The following is a 16854-nucleotide window of genomic DNA, read 5'->3' as shown; positions in this document are numbered from 1 at the left end:
TCTTTGCTGTGCTCCGCCCCGTTTCATTTGCCGATGCAGAAGCGCGCGAACACCCGATCGAGCACGGCTTCGCTCACCTCCTCGCCGGTGATCTCACCGAGGCTGCGTACGGCGGCGCGCAGATCGATCGTCCAGAAATCCCAGGGCAGCTGGGCCGCGGCGGCCTCCAGGCTGCGGCCGAGGGCAGCGGCAGCGGCGGCGGCCAGCTCGCGCTGACGGCCATTGAGCGCCACCTGCAGGCCCTGCAGCTCGGTGGCCCCACAGCGCTGCAGCAGCGTCTCCACGAGCACATCGCAGCCCTCGCCGGTGCGGGCGCTGATCGCCACCTCGAGCGGACAGCCGGGGCCGGTAGGGGCCACCGCACCGGTGGCGAGGCCGGCGGCATCGGCCTTGTTGCCCACCAGCAGCAGCACCGCACCGTCCGGCACCAGGTCGCGCAGCTCCTGGTCGTCGTCGCTCCAGCCGGTGGTGAGATCGAACAGCAGCAGCACCGCATCGGCGGCGGCCAGGGCGGCACGGCTGCGCGCGATGCCGAGGCGTTCCACCGCATCGCTGGTGGGGCGAATGCCGGCCGTGTCGAGCAGGGTGAGCGGCACACCCTCCAGCACCAGCTCGCTTTCGAGCAGGTCGCGGGTGGTGCCGGGGGTGTCGGTCACGATCGCGCGCTCCCGGCGGCTGAGCCGGTTAAGCAGGCTCGACTTGCCCACGTTGGGGCGTCCCACGATCGCCACCCGCAGCCCGTCACGCAGCAACTCCCCCTGGCGCGCCTCGGCCACCAGAGCCTCGAGCGCCTGGCGCACCTCCGTGAGCGCCGCCACCACGGCGACGGCATCGAGCGGCGGCAGGTTCTCCTCGAAATCCACCCGTGCCTCCAGCTCGGCCAGCTGGTCGAGCAGCTGCTCCCGCAAGGCGGTGATGCGGCGCTGCAGGCCGCCATCGAGGCCCGCCATCGCCAGCTGGGCGGCCCGTTGGCTGCGGGCGGCGATCAGGTCGCCGATCGCCTCGGCGCGGGTGAGATCGAGGCGACCGTTCAGAAAGGCCCGCTGGCTGAATTCACCGGCGGAGGCACGGCGGCAGCCGTGGGCCAGCACCAGCGCCAGCACGCGCTGCACGGCGATCAGGCCGCCGTGGCAGTGCAGTTCCACCACGTCCTCGCGGGTGAAGCTGCGCGGTGCCTTCATCAGCAGCAGCAGAGCCTCATCCACCCGTTCGCCGCTGGCCGGGTCCACCACATGGCCATAGAGCACGCGGTGGCTGTCCCAGACCTGCTGCCCCGGGGCGCGGAACAGGGTGCGGCCGATCGACTCCGCCGCCGGGCCGGACATCCTGACGATCGCCACACTCCCCAGGCCCGGTGCCACGGCCGTGGCGATCGCAGCGATGGTGTCGTCCCAATCCAACCGGCCCCGGCGGCGACGGACGCTCCAGTCTCGGCTGCGGCGGAGCCCGGCGGTCAGCCGCGGCTGAAGCCGGGGCAGAGCATCAGGTCGATGTGGCCGCCACTGGGCTGGCGCCACTCACGGAATTCGGCGGCCAGCGCCCTGTGTTCGCGGCCCTGGCGGTCAGCTTCGAGCGTCTGGAGCCGTTGATGCACGAGGTCGAGGGTGTCGTCGATCAGCTGGGCGGCCTGTTCGGAGGTCATGGCGAGGCATCGAGACGGAAACCGGTGACTGAATTCAGACAGAGCCCCGCTGGGGCAGCTGTAGCGCCAAACACCCGAAGACGCCTGAGGTCAGGGGACGCCAGCAGAGGCCACACAGGCATCCAGCCACTGCTGGAGGGGGTCCCAGTCGTCCGCCGTGTCAATCGCCTGCCAGAGGCGCTCGATCTCGCCCCGCACCGGCGTGACCGGCAGATTCCAGCGCCGCAGGGTGGCGGCAATGCCCTGCTGCTGCTCCGGAGGCAGCGCTGACGACCAGCCCCACCAGGCCTCCCGCCAGGCGGCCCAGCGATCGGGCGGTGGCGCAGGGGCCCCAGGCACGAACGGCGCCAGGGCTTCGGCTTCTTCCGGCAGGCCGCCACTGGCGATGCGGTCGGCGAGGGCGGCGAAGAAGCTGCCGTAGGCCACCGGCCAGGCGGCCAGCAGCTGCAGGGCCAGCGGCACCGGGTCAACCAGATCGCCGCCGCGATCGACCACCGCCGCCACGGCGCCGGCATCAAAACCAAGGCGGCGCATCAGGTAGTGGTGGTCGTAGGTGGGCACGAACCGCTCCAGCCGCGCTTCCAGCTCGGCGCGCGGCAGCAGCATCACCAGGGGCTCCTGCAGCAGGCGCAGGTTCTGGTGGCAGATCAGCGGCTGCTGGCCGTAGGCGTACAGGCCGCTGTGGTCGAAGTAGGCGGCGGTGAAGCCCGGATCCCAGGTTTCCAGGAAAGCGAAGGGGCCGTAATCGAAGCTTTCGCCCATCAACGACATGTTGTCGGTGTTGAGCACGCCATGGATGAAGCCGGCCGCCATCCATTCGGCCGCCAGGCGCGCCACCCGCTCCACCAGTTCGCCGTAGAACGCCAGCAGGGCCGCCAGGGCGCTGCCATCGGCAGCGGGGGGATGGGCGGCGGCGATGTGGGGGTAGCACACGGCCACCACATGACGCAACAACCGTTCGAGCTGGCCGGGCTGGCGCAGGTGCAGCAGCCGCTCGCAGGTGCCGAAGCGCAGGTGGGTGCGGGCCACGCGCACCATCACCGCACTGCGGGTGGGGGAGGGCTCATCGCCGCGCCACAGCCCCTCGCCCGTTTCCACCAGGCTGAGTGTGCGGCTGGTGGTGACACCGAGGCGGTGCAGGGCTTCGGAGGCGATCACCTCGCGCACGCCGCCCTTGAGCGTGAGGCGGCCATCCCCGCCACGGCTCCAGGGCGTGGTGCCAGACCCCTTGGTGCCGAGGTCCTGCAGGGCACCGTGGCGATCGCGCAGCTGGCCGTAGAGGAAGCCGCGCCCATCGCCGAGAAACGGGTTGTAGGTGCCGAACTGATAGCCGTGGTAGCGCAGGGCCAGCAGCGGCGTGCGCCCTTCGAAGCGCCCGTAGGCCGCCTCCAGATCCGCGTCGCTCACCGCGGCCGGATCCACCCCGAGCTGCAGCAGCAGCGGATCGTTGCGAAAGCGCAGGCGGCTCTGGGGGAAGGCGGCCGCCTCCACCACATCCCAGTAGGCCTCACCGAGCGCCTCGATCGAGGGCTCGAAGGGCAAGGCGAGCAGGGGATTGGGGCTGGCGGACATGGGCAGCAGGCGAAACTGCGCGTAGCGCAACGAGTGGTCTGCCGCCGGGACGCCCGGTACAGCTGCTGCAGAATCGCGCAGCCGGAGAGAGCCTCACCGTGTGTGGCGCACCATCCCCGAAGCCGCGGCTGCGCCGATCCCCATGAAGCCCCCCCTTGAAATCCGGCCCATCCGCAGCGAAGAACTGCACCTGATCGCCCACTACATCACGGGGCTGCAGCAATCGCTCATGCCCCTCGATCCAACGCAGCGGATCATCTGCCCGGATGGCTATGGAGAGGCCTATTCGCAGGATCTGCAGAAGCGCGTTGCCGGCGGGGACGGTGTGATCCTGGTGGCCGTGAGTGGTGATCAGCCAGCGGGAATGGTGGCAGGAATCGTGAAAGCCCCGCCCTATTACGAAGCCATCGGCAACACGGTGCAGCGGGAGGGCGAAGTTCTTGAGTTGTTTGTGTCCGAAGATTTTCGTGGCCAGGGGGTGGCCACGCAGCTGATGGCCGCGGTCGAAAGCTACTTCCAGGCGAAGGGTTGTGAAGTGTCGGGGATCGCCGTGCTGGCACAGAACGAACGAGCCCACCGCCTCTACGCCCATCTTGGCTACGCCGACCGGGTGATTTATGCCGTCAAGCCGCTGCTGAAGACCTGAGAAAGAAACTGCGTCAACTGGCAGGTGTGGTCAGCCGTTGCCGGTGCGGCAGAGATCCAGCACATCCGCCATCGAGCGGATCTGATCCATGGTGGTGCCCATCTGGGCGGCGCTCACGAATTCCACCTTCAGATCGATCGTGGCCGGTTTGCCCACGCTGGTGCGTACCCGCGCATCGCTCACGTTGATGCGGTGATCAGCCAGGCGGGTGAGGATGTCCTTCAGCACCCCGACCCGATCGAGCACCTCGATGCGCAGCCGCACCGGATAGCGCCGCTGCTGCGCTTCACCGATCGGGTTCCAGCGCACCGGCAGACGCCGCTCCACCGGCACCTGGGCCACATTGCCGCAGTCCTGCCGGTGAATCGTGATGCCGTGGTTGCCCAGCGCCACCGCACCCACGATCGGCTCCCCAGGCAGTGGGCCGCAGCAGCCACCAAGCCGGTATTCCAGCCCTTCCACCCCCAGAATCGGGCTGCCCGAGGCGGGTGACGCCACGGGCGCTTCCGGCCGGCCAGCCGAAACGGCGGCGGCCACCTGCTCATTGGTGAGCGCCGGTGCCGCCGCTTCGGTGGCGAGGCGAATCTCCTCGCGCAGGCGGTTCACCACCTGATGCAGGGTGACGCCGCCGAAGCCGAGCGCCGCCAGCAGGTCTTCAGTGCCCACCAGGTTGCAGCGGCGAGCCACCTTGGCCATCGCCTCGCCGCTCAGCAGCGCCTCGAAGCCGTCGCGGCCCAGCTCCCGCTCCAGCAGATCGCGGCCGCGCAGGATGTTCTCATCGCGGTGGCTGCGCTTGTACCACTGGCGGATGCGATTGCGGGCCGTGGGTGTGGCCACGAAGTTGAGCCAGTCGAGGCTCGGGTGGGCAGATTTCGCCGTGATGATCTGCACGAAGTCGCCATTTCTCAGCTGGGTGGCGAGGGGGCAGAGGCGGTCGTTGATGCGTACGCCCTGGCAGTGATTACCCACTTCCGAGTGAATACGGAAAGCAAAATCAACCGCCGTGGCGCCCTTGCGCAGCCCCACCACATCCCCATGCGGTGTGAACACGAACACCTCCTCATCGAAGAGGTCCTCCTTGATCGAGGCGAGGTAATCGCTGCTGTCGTCACCGCCGCCGTCCTGCTGCCAATCAACGAGCTGCCGCAGCCAGTTGAAGCGTTCGGTAGTGCCGCCATCCGCAGGTGAGCCGCCCTCCTTGTATTTCCAGTGGGCGGCGATGCCGTACTCCGCCACCTGGTGCATCTCTGTGGTGCGGATCTGCACTTCAATGGGCCGGTGCCGGCCGATCACCGCCGTGTGCAACGACTGATACCCATTGGGCTTGGGCAGGCCGATGTAGTCCTTGAAGCGGCCGGGAATCGGGCGGAAGGTGTCATGCACCACGGCCAGAGCGCGGTAACAGCTCTCCAGGTTCGGCGTGAGGATGCGCAGCGCCGCCACGTCGAAGATCTCGTGGAAGGCCTTCTGCTGGAGCTGCATCTTGCTCCAGATGCCGTAGAGATGCTTCGGCCGGCCACTCACATCGCAGTTGGTGAGCCCCACCGCCGCCAGCCGTTTGCGCAGCAGCGCCACGGTCACCGCCAGGCGATCCTCGCGGTCGCTGCGCTTGCTGGCCACCTGCTCCTTGATCTCCTGATAGGCGGCAGGTTCGAGGATCTTGAAGGCGAGATCTTCCAGTTCCCACTTGAACCGCCCGATGCCGAGACGATTGGCGAGCGGGGCATAGATCTCGCGGGTTTCCCGGGCGATGCGTTGCTGCTTCTCGGGCCGCAGGGCGCCGATCGTGCGCATGTTGTGCAGCCGGTCGGCCAGCTTCACCAGCACCACCCGGATGTCACTGGCCATCGCCAGGAACATGCGGCGCAGGTTCTCCGCCTGGGCTTCGGTGCGGTCAGTGAAATGAATGCCGCCCAGCTTGGTGACCCCTTCCACCAGCGCCCGCACCTCAGCGCCGAACTGGGCTTCCAGCTCCTCCGGGCTCACCTCCGTGTCCTCCACCACGTCGTGCAGGAAGCCGGCGGCAATCACACCGGGGCCGGCGCCGATGTCGCGCAGCAGATCGGCCACCGCGATCGGATGAATGATGTAGGGCTCTCCGGTGGCCCGCACCTGGCCGTCGTGCAGCTGGAAGGCGAAATCGAAGGCGTTGGCGAGCAGCGATTCGCCATGGCTGGGGGGCACGGCGGCACCGGGCTGGTCGTCGCTGGTCCGCACCCGCTCCAGGCAGGTGCGCAGCCAGTCGGGCAGGACGACGCCGTAAGCCTCGGCGTCGCGCAGGCGGCGCTGGGTGGTGCTGGCCGCAGGGGAAAGAGCGCCTCCAGCGGCCCCGGCCTCCTTCGAGCGGTCAGGAACAGCGGGGAGTCCGTTGACCTCGATCGGGGCGATTCGGGTTCCTGCCGCCGCTTCGAGCATCTACAGGTTTCCTCTGGCGTTCAGCGTAGGCAGGCGCCACGCGGAATGAGCAGATCGGGCGCGGATCCCCCATGCTGGGCCCGCTGCCCGGTCACGATCCGCTCACACCATGGCCAGCTCCCGGTCCAGCGCTCCAGTGCTCCAGATCCACCAGCTGACGGTGCGCTACCCGGGCGCCCCGGAGGGTCCTGCCACCCTCGATGGCCTGGATCTGCGCCTCGACCCTGGGGACCGTCTGGCGCTGGTGGGGCCTTCCGGATGCGGCAAGAGCACGGTGGCCCGCGCCGTGGTGCAACTGCTGCCGGCAGGAAGCCAATGCAGCGGCGAGCTGCTGCTGTGCGGCCAGGACCCGCGCCGTCTGCGCCGTGCCGCCCTGCAGCGCCTGCGGGGCGAAGCCGTGGGCCTGGTGTTCCAGGACCCGATGACCCGGCTCAACCCACTGCTGCGCATCGGCGATCACCTGGGCGACACGCTCACCGCCCACCGGCCGCTCTGGGGCCGTCGTCAGGTGCGGCGCCGGGCCCAGGAGCTGCTGGAGCGGGTGGGCATCAACCCGGAGCGCTACGGCAGCTATCCCCATGAATTCAGCGGTGGCATGCGCCAGCGGCTGGCGATCGCGCTGGCGATGGCCCTGGAGCCGGCACTGGTGATCGCCGATGAACCCACCACCAGCCTCGATGTGGCGGTGGCGGGTCAGGTGATGGCCGAACTCACGGGCCTCTGCCGCGAAACCGGCAGCGCCCTGCTGCTGATCAGCCACGACCTGGCGATGGCCGGGCGCTGGTGCGACCGGATCGCCGTGCTCGAAGCCGGGCGGCTGGTGGAGGAGGCTCCCGCCCATACCCTGCTCACCCGGCCGCAGGCCCCCCTGTCCCAGCGGCTGGTGGCGGCGGCGCGAAGGCGCGAAGGCGGCCTCACGCCCCCACCGGCCAGCGGCCCACCCCTGCTGGCGGTGGAGGAACTGCGCTCCTGGCACCCGCTGCCCTCGCTCCCCTTCCGGCAGCGCTGGCTCAAGGCGGTGGATGGGGTGAGCCTGGAGCTGCGTGAAGGCGAAACGGTGGGGGTGGTGGGGGCCTCAGGCTGCGGCAAGAGCACCTTCTGCCGCGCCCTGATGGGGTTGGCGCCCGTGCGCGGCGGCGCCGTGCGGCTGCAGGGCCGCGACCTGCTGCAACTGCGGGGGCCGGAGCTGCGCCGCCAGCGGCGGCGCCTGCAGATGGTGTTCCAGGATCCCTTGGCCTGCCTTAACCCCGTGATGACGGTGGGCGCAGCGGTGGCCGACCCGCTGCGCATCCATGGCCTGGCCAGCCGGCCGGAGGCACGCGCCCGGGCCCGCGCAGGGCTGGAAGCGGTGGGGCTGAGCCCGGCCGAGGCCTTCGAAAACCGGCTGCCGCGGCAGCTCTCCGGTGGCCAGCAGCAGCGCGTGGCCATCGCCCGGGCGCTGGTGCTGGAGCCGAGCGTGCTGCTCTGCGACGAGAGCGTGAGCATGCTGGATGCAGAAGTGCAGGCCGAGGTGCTCGCCCTGCTGCGCGCCCTGCAGCAGCGGCTGGGGCTGGGGCTGATCTTCATCACCCATGACCTGGCCCTGGCCGGCGGCTTCTGCCAGCGGGTGATCGTGCTCGACGGCGGCCGGATCGTGGAGGAAGGGCCCGGCGATCAGCTGCTGGCAGCCCCCCAGGCGGCGATCACCAGGCAGCTGGTGGCGGCCAGTCCACGCCTGCCGGCCCTGAGCTGAGATGGCGCTGACAGCCCCGGAGCGCCACCAGGCCGTCAGGCGCCTGCTGCGCCTGCTGCTGCTGGTGAACGCCATCGGCATCGGCGTGGCCGTGGCGATCCGGTTGTACAGCGGCGAAACCCAGCTGCTGAACAGCCTGCGGCTGCAGCTGGCGGCCGTGCTGCCCCGCTGGATCGTGCTGCCGCTGATGGGCGGCCTGGGCGGCGCGGTGGCCGGTGGCCTGATCAGCGCCTTCGAGCCGGAGGCGAAGGGATCGGGAATCGTTCAGGTGATGCTCTGGCTGGAGGGGGTGCCGATCCCGATGACCTGGCGGTTGGCGATCGTCAAGCTGCTGGCCAGCGGCATCGCCATCGGCAGCGGCCTGCCGGTGGGGCCGGAGGGCCCCTCTATCCAGATCGGCGCCGTGGTGGGCCGCGCCACCGCCGACGGCCTGCAGGCCCCACCGCGGGAACGCAGGCTGGCCGTGGCGATCGGCAGTGGCGCTGGCCTGGCGGCGATCTTTCACGCGCCGCTCGGCGGCCTGGCCTACACGCTCGAGGAGATGTTCAAAGGCAGCACGGTGCGCAGCAATGCCGTCGTCACCTTCGCCATCTTCGCCACGATCACCTGGACCCGGCTGTTCGATGGCCATGAAAGCGGGCCGCTGTGGTTACGGCAGCTGCTGCCGGTGATCGAGGACCCCTCGCGCCTCACCGATTTCCGCCTGGTGGACATCCCCCTGCTGATGCTGCTGGGCGCGACCGCCGGCGCGCTGGCGATGCTCTACCAACGGGTCATCGTGCGCCTGCGTCGGGGGTTCTTCCGCCTCCATCTGTCGCTGTGGCAGCAGCTGGGTCTGGTAGGCCTGGGGATCGGCCTGGCCTCCTCCCTGCTCAATCCCAGCTTCGACAATCCCGATCGGCTCGGCTTCAGCGCCCTGCTCGGGCTGAGCACGCCGCTGAATGCCCTGGTGGCATTGATCGTGCAGGCGGCCGGCACTGCCCTGGCTGTGGCGGCTGACGCCCCCGGAGGCTTCCTGGCACCGGCGCTGGTGGTGGGAGCCTCGCTGGGCACATTGGTGCAGCAGGTGTGTCAGGTGCTGTTCGATTACGCCCCGTCCACGCTGCTGTTCGCCGGCGGCGGCGCCTTCCTGGGGGCCCTCACCCGCACGCCGCTCACCGCGATCCTGCTCACCTTCGAGCTCAGCAAGGACTACGCCCTGCTGCTGCCGATCGGCTTCGCCGTGAGCACGGCGATCGCCGTGGCCGATCTGTTTGAGCACAACACCATGTACGAGCTGATGCGCGACGAATCGCTGCGGGAGCGGCGGCGCCAGAGTGCCGCTGACGCGACAGCGGCAGCCAACGACCGCACAGACCCCGGCTAGGGCAACGGGTCTGCGGGGCTGGTGGAGGCGGCGGTGCCGATGGCGTCGGCGGCTGCCGGCTGGGCCTGGTGCGCGGGCTGACGGCGGCGCAGCACCGCGAGCAGCGCCGTGAAGGCGGGCGGCAGCGGCGCCTCGAAGCTCAGCCGCTCGCCGCTGATCGGGTGGTCGAGGCCCAGGGCCACCGCATGCAGGGCCTGGCCCGGCAGCTCGATCGGCAGACGCCGGCAGCGGCTGTAGGTGGCATCCCCCACGATCGGGTGGCCGATGTGGGCGCCGTGCACACGGATCTGGTGGGTGCGGCCGGTGTCGAGCTTGAAGCGCAGCAGGGAGTAATCACCCAGCCGCTCGATCAGGCGCCAGTGGGTGCGGGCCAGCCGGCCCTTGTCGTCGGCCACCACGGCGTACTTCTTGCGGTCGATCGGGTGGCGGCCGATGGCGGCCTCGATCGTGCCGGACTCCGCCTGGGGCGCCCCGTGCACCACACCCAGGTAGTCGCGGGAGGCCACGCGCTGCTGGATCTGGCGTTGCAGGTTCACCAGGGCCTGCTGACTCTTCGCCACCACGATGCAGCCGGTGGTGTCCTTGTCGAGGCGGTGCACGATGCCTGGCCGCCGCTCGCCGCCGATGCCCGGCAGGTCGGGGCAGTGGTGCAGCAGGCCGTTCACCAGGGTGCCGTCCTTGTTGCCGGGCGCCGGGTGCACCGTGAGCCCGGCAGGCTTGTTGAGCACGATCAGGTGGCTGTCCTCGTAGAGGATGTCGAGCGGGATCGGCTGCGGGATCAGGTAGGGGAGCGGCTCCGGCGGCGGCATCCACAGCTCCACGCAATCTCCAGGCCGCAGCGGTGTCTTGGCGCGGCCCGGGCTGCCGTTCACCCGCACCAGGCCGGCATCGATGAATTTCTGAATGCGGGCACGGCTCTGCTCCGGCCGCTGGGCCACCAGCCAGCGATCGAGCCGCATCGGCAGGGGCCGGGGGTAGTGGAGCGTGATCAACTCCCCTTCACCTGCCCCGAACGCGCTCATGCCTCCACAGCGGCGGCGGGCTTCTGGGGCGGGCGCTCCAGGGCGATCGGGCCGAGCACGGCGCGGCGGAAATCATCGAGCAGGCGCTGGGCCATGCGCGCGGTGTCGCCGCTGGTGTGGCGGGCGGCAGCGGCCTCCAACCAGGCCAGCCCATCCGGCAACGACTCCAAGGCCCCAGCTCCATCACGCTCGCGATCCCCGTCCGAGGCGTCGTCGTGCTCGCCATCGGCATGGCGCCGCCCCTGACGCCGCGGCAGTGCCACGCCGTAGCGCTTCTCCAGCAGCTGCGCCGGCAGCCCGGCCTCCGGCACCGAGGCCAGCGCATCGAGCAGGTGCAGGAAGGCCACCGCCACCCCCTCTCCGTCGTAGGCGGCCTGGCCGATGTCGTCGCAGAGGGCCAGCAGCAGGGCAGCGCGCTGGTCTTCCAGGCGGGGAGGAAGCACGCCGGGGGCATCGAGCAGATCCAGCGCCTGGCCCAGCCGCACCCAGCGCAGCGTGCGGGTGACCCCGGCCCGCCGGGCACTCTCCACCACCTTCTGGCGCACCAGCCGGTTGATCAGCGCCGACTTGCCCACGTTGGGGAACCCGAGCACCAGGGCCCGCACCGGCCTCGGGCGCATGCCGCGGCCGGCGCGGCGGGCATTGAGTTGCTCGCCCGCCCGGATCGCCGCCTCCTGCAGCTGCTTCACGCCCGTGCCGGTCTTGGCGTCACACCACCAGGGCACTTCGCCTTGCTCGCGCAGCCAGCGGTCCCACGACAGGCGGGCCGTTTCATTCACCATGTCGCGGCGGTTGATCACCAGCAGGCGGTGCTTGCCCTCCATCCAGCGCTTCAGACGCGGGTGGCTGGTAGCGCGGGGGATGCGGGCATCACGCACCTCGATCACCAGATCCACCTTGGCGAGCTGGGCCTTCAGCTGGCGCTCCGCCTTGGCGATGTGGCCGGGATACCACTGAATGGCGGGCTGCATCAGGGCACCACCAGCACCGGACAGGGAGCCAACTGGATCACCCGGGCGGCGGTGCTGGGCTCATCGGCTGCGAGCGTGAGGCCCCGGGTGCTCATCACGATCACATCGGCGTTGATCTCATCGGCCACGTCGCCGATCACGAAGGCGGGATTGCCTTCCCGCTCGATCACTTCGCAGGCCACCCCCGCCTGCTCGAAGTGGCTGCGGGCCTGCTCCAGCAGGCTGGCAACGGCGGCCGCATCGTGCATGGCACCCGCCGGTTCCACCACAGAGAGCACCACCAGCCGCCCGTTGTGCTGCTGGGCCAGGCGCAGCGTGAAGGCAGCCGTCTCCATGGTCTGACGGCTCTGGTCGATGGGGAACAGGATGGTGGAGAACATCGGTCACATCCCCGACGGGACAGAAGGGGCAGGCAAGTTGCTGACCTTGTCCTAGCGCCCGCTGTGCCCGAGACCACCGCCCCCTTCAACACGGGCAGGGCCACGGGTTAATGTCGCGCATCTTTCCTTACATCTTGAATCCATGACGAAGCGCTCCCTGGCCAGCCTCTCCGCCGATGAACTGAGCGGCAAGCGCGTTCTGGTGAGGGTCGACTTCAACGTGCCACTCGACGGTGACGGCGCCATCACCGACGACACGCGCATCCGGGCCGCCCTGCCCACGATCAACGACCTCACCACCAAGGGAGCCCGGGTGATCCTGGCCGCCCACTTCGGCCGTCCCAAGGGCCAGGTGAACGAAACGATGCGCCTCACCCCGGTGGCGTCCCGCCTCGCCGAGCTGCTCGGCAAACCGGTGGTCAAGACCGACAGCTGCATCGGCCCTGATGCCGAAGCCAAGGTGGCCGCCATGGCCGACGGCGATGTGGTGCTGCTGGAGAACGTGCGTTTCTTCGCCGAGGAAGAGAAGAACGACGACGCCTTCGCCGCAAAGCTGGCCGCCCTGGCAGACGTCTATGTGAACGACGCCTTCGGCGCCGCCCACAGGGCCCACGCCTCCACCGAAGGCGTCACCAAGTACCTGAGCCCCAGCGTGGCCGGCCACCTGATGGAGAAGGAACTGCAGTACCTGCAGGGCGCCATCGATGAGCCTCAGCGGCCGCTGGCGGCGATCGTGGGCGGCTCCAAGGTGAGCAGCAAGATCGGCGTGCTCGAAGCCCTGATCGACAAGTGCGACAAGGTGCTGATCGGCGGCGGCATGATCTTCACCTTCTACAAGGCACGCGGCCTGGCGGTGGGCAAGAGCCTGGTGGAAGACGACAAACTTGAGCTCGCCAAGGAGCTGGAGGCCAAGGCGGCCGCCAAGGGCGTGCAGCTGCTGCTGCCCACCGATGTGGTGCTGGCCGATGCCTTCTCCCCCGACGCCAACAGCCAGACCACCGCGATCGACGCCATCCCCGACGGCTGGATGGGCCTCGACATCGGCCCCGATTCGATCAAGACCTTCCAGGAGGCCCTGGCCGACTGCAAGACCGTGATCTGGAATGGCCCCATGGGCGTGTTCGAGTTCGACAAGTTCGCTGCCGGCACCAACGGCATCGCCCACACCCTGGCCGATCTGAGCGGCAAGGGCTGCTGCACGATCATCGGTGGCGGTGATTCGGTGGCGGCTGTCGAGAAGGTGGGCGTGGCCGAGCGCATGAGCCACATCTCCACCGGTGGTGGCGCCAGCCTTGAACTGCTGGAAGGCAAGGTGCTGCCCGGCGTGGCCGCCCTCGACGAGGCCTGATCTCAGGTCACCGGGGCGACGCAGGAAAGGCTGGGGCGGCTACTGCCCCCACGCTGGCTCAGATCAGAGCGCCTGCCTGCTGCCCCGGCCGCGGCGGCCGCCTTTGTCTTCCCCGTTCAGCTCCGGCATGGGAAGGCCGAGCTTTTGGTTGAAGGCTTTCGCCTGATCGCGGTTTTTGGTCATCAGGGCGCGACGGCTTGCCATCGCCTTGCGGCGGCACGATTGCAAGTCGTCCAAGTCGGTCGCGGCGCTGACGCAACGCTCGCTGCTCTGCAGGATGGAAATCTGCTCGGCATGGGTTTTCAGGGACAGGCTGCGCTGGAAGCTGAACAGTTCCTGCTTCTGGCTAGGGGTGAGCTTCTCGACCGACTCGAGCCAGGCCCTGCGACCAGCGCCGGGTCCGTCGCCAGGAACGGCCTGGGCCTGGCCGGCAGCCAGATGGACGATCACCGCCAGGGTGGCGACGACGGGGGGTAGCAACAGTCGTTGCAAACGGGTGGAGGACATCAGGAAGATCATGTGCTCAGGCGCCCTCATGCTGTCGCCGATCTCTGTCTAAACGCACACTCAGCAGCCACCGAAGATGACCGGATGTGGCTGGCGGACGTGCTCAAGGCGTGAGCGCGTCCCGGTTGCCCACCACCCGCACCCGCTTGGTGGTGCTCACGATGCCATCGGGATGCACGAGCAGCACGGCCCAGGTCTGGCTGCCGGGCTGCTGGGGCGCCTGCACCACTTTGAATACCCCACCGCCACCGAGCGCCGTGAGTTCAAGGTCGGGGCTCTGGAAGGCGCGGATCTGCTCCTCGCTCACGGCGGCAATGCCACCGGCGGCCACCGCCCCGTCAAGCGGGTCATCGAACACCACGTCCACGTCATACCGCTGGCCGGTGAGCACCGCATCAGGGATCAGCACACTGACTGGCAGGTCAGTGCTGCCGCTGCGCAGGGTGGCGTTCTCGGAAATCAGCTCCTGACCATCGAGCCGTCCATCCCGGATGCTGAGGGCCAGCAGCTGCTCCGCCTGCAGGCGATAGAGGAAGGCGCCCACCTGGCTGGTGCCGCTCACACTGATGCGCACAGTGCTGCGGCCGTCCTTGAGGCTGTCCCCCGGGGTGATCTGCCAGCGGGCATCAGGGAAGCGCGTGCGGAGGCTGCGGTAACGGGCTTCCAGATCAGCGGGATCGATGCCGTCGCCGGCCTTGAGCAAGGCAGCCACGCTGCCGGCGGAGCCGCTGTTGAGGGCGGTCTCCAAGCTGCGCAGCAGATCGGTGCCGGGAGCGGCCGCCATCGCCGTCGGCGCCCAGCAGGCGGCAGCCAACATCAGGGCCGAGAGCAAGGCGTGTGACCTGTGCGGACGCGGGAGCGAACGGCGAGTGAACGACAGAGAGGGCAGCGACAGGCGGTGCAACGACATGGGCATATGGCGGTCGTCGGGGTGCTTTTAAGTTAGGCGCGCCCGGAGAGGGCACTCCCGCCCGTCCTTGAAGGCTGATGACCCACCTGTTGATCGCCGCCAGCGGCACCGGTGGACACCTCTTCCCTGCTCTGGCGGTGGCTGAGGCCCTGCCGGCCTCCTGGACCGTGAGTTGGCTCGGGGTGCCCGATCGGCTGGAGACGGATCTGGTGCCAAGCCGCTATCCGCTGCACACCGTGCACGCCGGTGGGCTGCAGGGGCGGGGGCTCTGCAAGCTTTGGCAGCTCCTGCGCTTGATCGCCTCCAGCCGTGAGGTGCGGCGGGTGATCCGCCGCGAGCGCACCCAGGTGGTGTTCAGCACTGGCGGCTACATCGCCGCCCCCGCCATCCTGGCTGCCCGTTGGTGCGGCATTCCGGTGGTGTTGCACGAATCCAATGCGATCCCCGGGCGGGTCACCCGTCTGCTCAGCCGCTGGTGCACCCGGGTGGCGATCGGCCTGCCGGCGGCGGCGGAACGCCTGCCTGGCAGCACGCCGCTGCTCACCGGCACCCCCGTGCGCCGCGCCTTTCTCGAGGCCACGCCCCTACCACCCTGGGTGCCGGCAGGGGAGGGTCCGCTGCTGCTTGTGATGGGAGGCAGCCAGGGGGCGCTGGGGCTGAATCGCATGGTGCGACCGCTGCTGCCGTCCTTGCTCAACGCCGGTTGTCGGGTGGTGCATCTCACCGGTAGCAACGACCCGGAGGTGGGAGTGTTGCAGCACCCAGCGCTGGTGGAGCGCACGTTCAGCGATGAGCTGCCGGGGCTGCTGCAGCACGCCGACCTGGCCATCAGCCGGGCTGGTGCTGGCAGCCTCAGCGAACTGGCGGTCTGCGGCACACCCGCCCTGCTGGTGCCCTACCCGCAGGCCGCCGACCAGCACCAGGAGGCCAATGCGGCAGCTGCCGCCGCCGCCGGCGCGGCCGTGATCGTGCACCAGCACGCTGCTGGGCATCCGGCCCTGGGCCGAACGCTCTGGCGGCTGATCGGACCAAGGCTGCGGGGCAGTGCTCCGGCCGCCGATCCCCTCCTGGAGCTGCGCAGCGGCATGGAGCGTCTGGCGGTGCGCGATGCCGACCGGCAACTCGCCCACCTGCTGGAGGCGCTCATTCCTGCCACTCACAACGCAGTGCCCTGAGGATGCGGCGGTTACCGCGGCGGTCCTGCAGGCCGATGCGCAGCCAGCACTCCCCCAGACCCGCGAACGAACGGCAGTCACGCAGCAGAATGCGGTGACGGCTCTCCAGACGCTCGCGCAGCTCCAGCAGGGGGCGGTCGCTTCTGATCAGCAGGAAGTTGGCCGCCGCGGCCTGTGGGCTCAGGCCCGGCAGACCGTCCAGCTGACGGTGGAACCAGGGGCCTTCCCGTGCCACCCAGCGCTGCACGCGTTGCTGCCAGCGCCGATCGGCGATCACCAGCGGGCCGACGGCAGCGGCCAGGCCGTTCACCGGCCAGGGATCCCGCCACTCCTGCCAGCGCTGTAAACGTGCTGGAGCTGCCACCGCATAGCCGAGCCGAAGCCCGGCGATCGCCATCAGCTTGGTGAGGCTGCGGATCACAACCAGCTGGGGATGGTCTGCCACCAGCGGCACCAACGAGTGCCGCTCGCCATCGGGCACCAAGGGCAGAAAGGCCTCATCCACGATCACCAGCGCGAAGCGGTCAAGCAGCAGCTCGAGCGAACGGCGGTCCCACAGCTGGCCCGAGGGGTTGTGGGGATTGGTGATCCACAGCGCCGCGCCGGGGCCGGCCGGGGCGGGGAACGGAGCCGGACAGGCCCAGGCCGGCTGTGCGCCACGGCGACCTGTCGGTCGCTGCGTTGAAGGGAATGGCGGCGGTAGCGGCAGAGGTTCGATGGCCCCGTCCCAGCAAGCCAGGGCGCGTCGGTAATCGGCGAAGCCGGGCTCGGGCAGCAGGCTGGGGCCCGCCGCCGCCGCCTCCCGGGCCGCCCAGGTGAACAGTTCAGCAGCCCCGTTGCCAGGCAGCACCGCCGCCGGGTCGATGCCGTGGTGGGCAGCGATCGCCGACCGCAGCCGGGAATAGCTGCGGTCGGGGTAGTCCCGCAGGGCCGTGCCGGCGGCACCTCCCTGCAGGCAGACCCGCAACGCCCGCCGCAGGGAGGCGGGGGGGCCGAACGGCACCAGTGAGGCGCTGGCATCGAGCACCTGATGCGGCTGGCAACCGAGGCGGCTGGCCGCCGCCTCGAGATTGCCGCCGTGCCGGAGCTCCAGCTCGTGGCTGCCCGGCGTACTGGTCATCGTCCCCTGCTCCCAGACTCAGAATCCTTTAATCTGATAGGTGGAACT

15 protein-coding genes are annotated in these 16854 nt (G+C 69.7%); 5 read left to right on the top strand and 10 right to left on the bottom strand.

Features of this window, described 5'->3' with window-relative positions; translation table 11 throughout:
* Window positions 1-23: 23 nt before the first annotated feature.
* From mnmE to ACWJI3_RS06870, 3 genes are all read right to left on the bottom strand, one after another.
* A complete protein-coding gene (gene mnmE, locus ACWJI3_RS06880; RefSeq protein WP_480203288.1) occupies window positions 24-1400 on the bottom strand; it encodes a tRNA uridine-5-carboxymethylaminomethyl(34) synthesis GTPase MnmE in 1377 nt (458 codons plus the stop codon).
* A 53-nt stretch (window positions 1401-1453) separates the two neighbouring features.
* Window positions 1454-1642, bottom strand: a complete 189-nt coding sequence (locus tag ACWJI3_RS06875) for a hypothetical protein (RefSeq protein WP_094511969.1) — start codon at window positions 1640-1642, stop codon at window positions 1454-1456.
* 90 nt (window positions 1643-1732) lie between these two features.
* Window positions 1733-3214, bottom strand: coding sequence for a protein adenylyltransferase SelO (locus ACWJI3_RS06870; RefSeq protein ID WP_480203287.1), 1482 nt, complete (start codon window positions 3212-3214; stop codon window positions 1733-1735).
* A gap of 142 nt (window positions 3215-3356) precedes the next feature.
* On the opposite strand from ACWJI3_RS06870, the gene ACWJI3_RS06865 reads away from it, so the two are divergent.
* On the top strand, window positions 3357-3860 hold the full coding sequence (locus ACWJI3_RS06865; protein WP_480203286.1) for a GNAT family N-acetyltransferase: 504 nt from the start codon (window positions 3357-3359) through the stop codon (window positions 3858-3860).
* A 30-nt stretch (window positions 3861-3890) separates the two neighbouring features.
* Here ACWJI3_RS06865 and ACWJI3_RS06860 read toward each other — a convergent pair whose 3' ends face one another.
* Complete coding sequence (locus ACWJI3_RS06860) at window positions 3891-6275, bottom strand: RelA/SpoT family protein (protein WP_255100162.1); 2385 nt, start codon at window positions 6273-6275, stop codon at window positions 3891-3893.
* Window positions 6276-6384: 109 nt separating this feature from the next.
* On the opposite strand from ACWJI3_RS06860, the gene ACWJI3_RS06855 reads away from it, so the two are divergent.
* Together ACWJI3_RS06855 and ACWJI3_RS06850 are read left to right on the top strand one after the other, a co-directional pair.
* Window positions 6385-8007: a dipeptide ABC transporter ATP-binding protein gene (locus ACWJI3_RS06855; protein ID WP_255141368.1), complete on the top strand. Its 1623-nt coding sequence runs from the start codon at window positions 6385-6387 to the stop codon at window positions 8005-8007.
* Between the two features lies 1 nt (window position 8008).
* A complete protein-coding gene (locus ACWJI3_RS06850) occupies window positions 8009-9373 on the top strand; it encodes a ClC family H(+)/Cl(-) exchange transporter (RefSeq protein WP_480203285.1) in 1365 nt (454 codons plus the stop codon).
* Here ACWJI3_RS06850 and ACWJI3_RS06845 read toward each other — a convergent pair.
* From ACWJI3_RS06845 to ACWJI3_RS06835, 3 genes are read right to left on the bottom strand one after another with little or no spacing between them, the layout of a single operon-like run.
* Window positions 9370-10395 carry an RluA family pseudouridine synthase gene (locus tag ACWJI3_RS06845; protein ID WP_094512001.1) on the bottom strand — a complete coding sequence of 342 codons (1026 nt, stop codon included), beginning with the start codon at window positions 10393-10395 and terminating at the stop codon, window positions 9370-9372. The two genes, ACWJI3_RS06850 and ACWJI3_RS06845, sit on opposite strands and share 4 nt — an antisense overlap.
* Entirely contained in the window at window positions 10392-11369 is a 978-nt protein-coding gene (gene ylqF, locus ACWJI3_RS06840; protein ID WP_255100687.1) for a ribosome biogenesis GTPase YlqF, read from the bottom strand. Before ylqF ends, ACWJI3_RS06845 begins: the two co-directional genes overlap by 4 nt.
* On the bottom strand, window positions 11366-11746 hold the full coding sequence (locus tag ACWJI3_RS06835; protein WP_480203284.1) for a universal stress protein: 381 nt from the start codon (window positions 11744-11746) through the stop codon (window positions 11366-11368). Before ACWJI3_RS06835 ends, ylqF begins: the two co-directional genes overlap by 4 nt.
* Window positions 11747-11888: 142 nt before the next feature.
* Between ACWJI3_RS06835 and ACWJI3_RS06830 the strand changes: the two genes are divergently transcribed.
* Window positions 11889-13094: a phosphoglycerate kinase gene (locus tag ACWJI3_RS06830; RefSeq protein ID WP_094512008.1), complete on the top strand. Its 1206-nt coding sequence runs from the start codon at window positions 11889-11891 to the stop codon at window positions 13092-13094.
* Between the two features lie 63 nt (window positions 13095-13157).
* On the opposite strand, the gene ACWJI3_RS06825 is transcribed toward ACWJI3_RS06830, so the two are convergent.
* Entirely contained in the window at window positions 13158-13613 is a 456-nt protein-coding gene (locus ACWJI3_RS06825; RefSeq protein WP_480203283.1) for a hypothetical protein, read from the bottom strand.
* Window positions 13614-13704: 91 nt separating this feature from the next.
* Entirely contained in the window at window positions 13705-14385 is a 681-nt protein-coding gene (locus tag ACWJI3_RS06820; protein WP_233132903.1) for a hypothetical protein, read from the bottom strand.
* Window positions 14386-14588: 203 nt separating this feature from the next.
* On the opposite strand from ACWJI3_RS06820, the gene ACWJI3_RS06815 reads away from it, so the two are divergent.
* Window positions 14589-15686 carry a UDP-N-acetylglucosamine--N-acetylmuramyl-(pentapeptide) pyrophosphoryl-undecaprenol N-acetylglucosamine transferase gene (locus tag ACWJI3_RS06815; protein ID WP_255100169.1) on the top strand — a complete coding sequence of 366 codons (1098 nt, stop codon included), beginning with the start codon at window positions 14589-14591 and terminating at the stop codon, window positions 15684-15686.
* Here ACWJI3_RS06815 and ACWJI3_RS06810 read toward each other — a convergent pair.
* Complete coding sequence (locus ACWJI3_RS06810) at window positions 15655-16806, bottom strand: pyridoxal phosphate-dependent aminotransferase (RefSeq protein ID WP_480203282.1); 1152 nt, start codon at window positions 16804-16806, stop codon at window positions 15655-15657. The genes ACWJI3_RS06815 and ACWJI3_RS06810 overlap by 32 nt on opposite strands.
* Window positions 16807-16854: the final 48 nt, after the last annotated feature.

Source organism: Marcopretia estuarina LEGE 06307, from assembly GCF_056633115.1.
The sequence above is the reverse complement of the archived record's forward strand: the minus strand, read 5'-3'. Positions and strand labels throughout refer to the sequence as shown.

Coding starts and splice junctions, on each gene's coding strand:
- ACWJI3_RS06875 (WP_094511969.1), bottom strand. CDS start 1,642: ATGACCTCCGAACAGGCCGCCCAGCTGATCGACGACACCCTCGACCTC.
- ACWJI3_RS06870 (WP_480203287.1), bottom strand. CDS start 3,214: ATGTCCGCCAGCCCCAATCCCCTGCTCGCCTTGCCCTTCGAGCCCTCG.
- ACWJI3_RS06865 (WP_480203286.1), top strand. CDS start 3,357: ATGAAGCCCCCCCTTGAAATCCGGCCCATCCGCAGCGAAGAACTGCAC.
- ACWJI3_RS06860 (WP_255100162.1), bottom strand. CDS start 6,275: ATGCTCGAAGCGGCGGCAGGAACCCGAATCGCCCCGATCGAGGTCAAC.
- ACWJI3_RS06855 (WP_255141368.1), top strand. CDS start 6,385: ATGGCCAGCTCCCGGTCCAGCGCTCCAGTGCTCCAGATCCACCAGCTG.
- ACWJI3_RS06850 (WP_480203285.1), top strand. CDS start 8,009: ATGGCGCTGACAGCCCCGGAGCGCCACCAGGCCGTCAGGCGCCTGCTG.
- ACWJI3_RS06845 (WP_094512001.1), bottom strand. CDS start 10,395: ATGAGCGCGTTCGGGGCAGGTGAAGGGGAGTTGATCACGCTCCACTAC.
- ACWJI3_RS06835 (WP_480203284.1), bottom strand. CDS start 11,746: ATGTTCTCCACCATCCTGTTCCCCATCGACCAGAGCCGTCAGACCATG.
- ACWJI3_RS06830 (WP_094512008.1), top strand. CDS start 11,889: ATGACGAAGCGCTCCCTGGCCAGCCTCTCCGCCGATGAACTGAGCGGC.
- ACWJI3_RS06825 (WP_480203283.1), bottom strand. CDS start 13,613: ATGATCTTCCTGATGTCCTCCACCCGTTTGCAACGACTGTTGCTACCC.
- ACWJI3_RS06820 (WP_233132903.1), bottom strand. CDS start 14,385: ATGGCGGCCGCTCCCGGCACCGATCTGCTGCGCAGCTTGGAGACCGCC.
- ACWJI3_RS06815 (WP_255100169.1), top strand. CDS start 14,589: ATGACCCACCTGTTGATCGCCGCCAGCGGCACCGGTGGACACCTCTTC.
- ACWJI3_RS06810 (WP_480203282.1), bottom strand. CDS start 16,806: ATGACCAGTACGCCGGGCAGCCACGAGCTGGAGCTCCGGCACGGCGGC.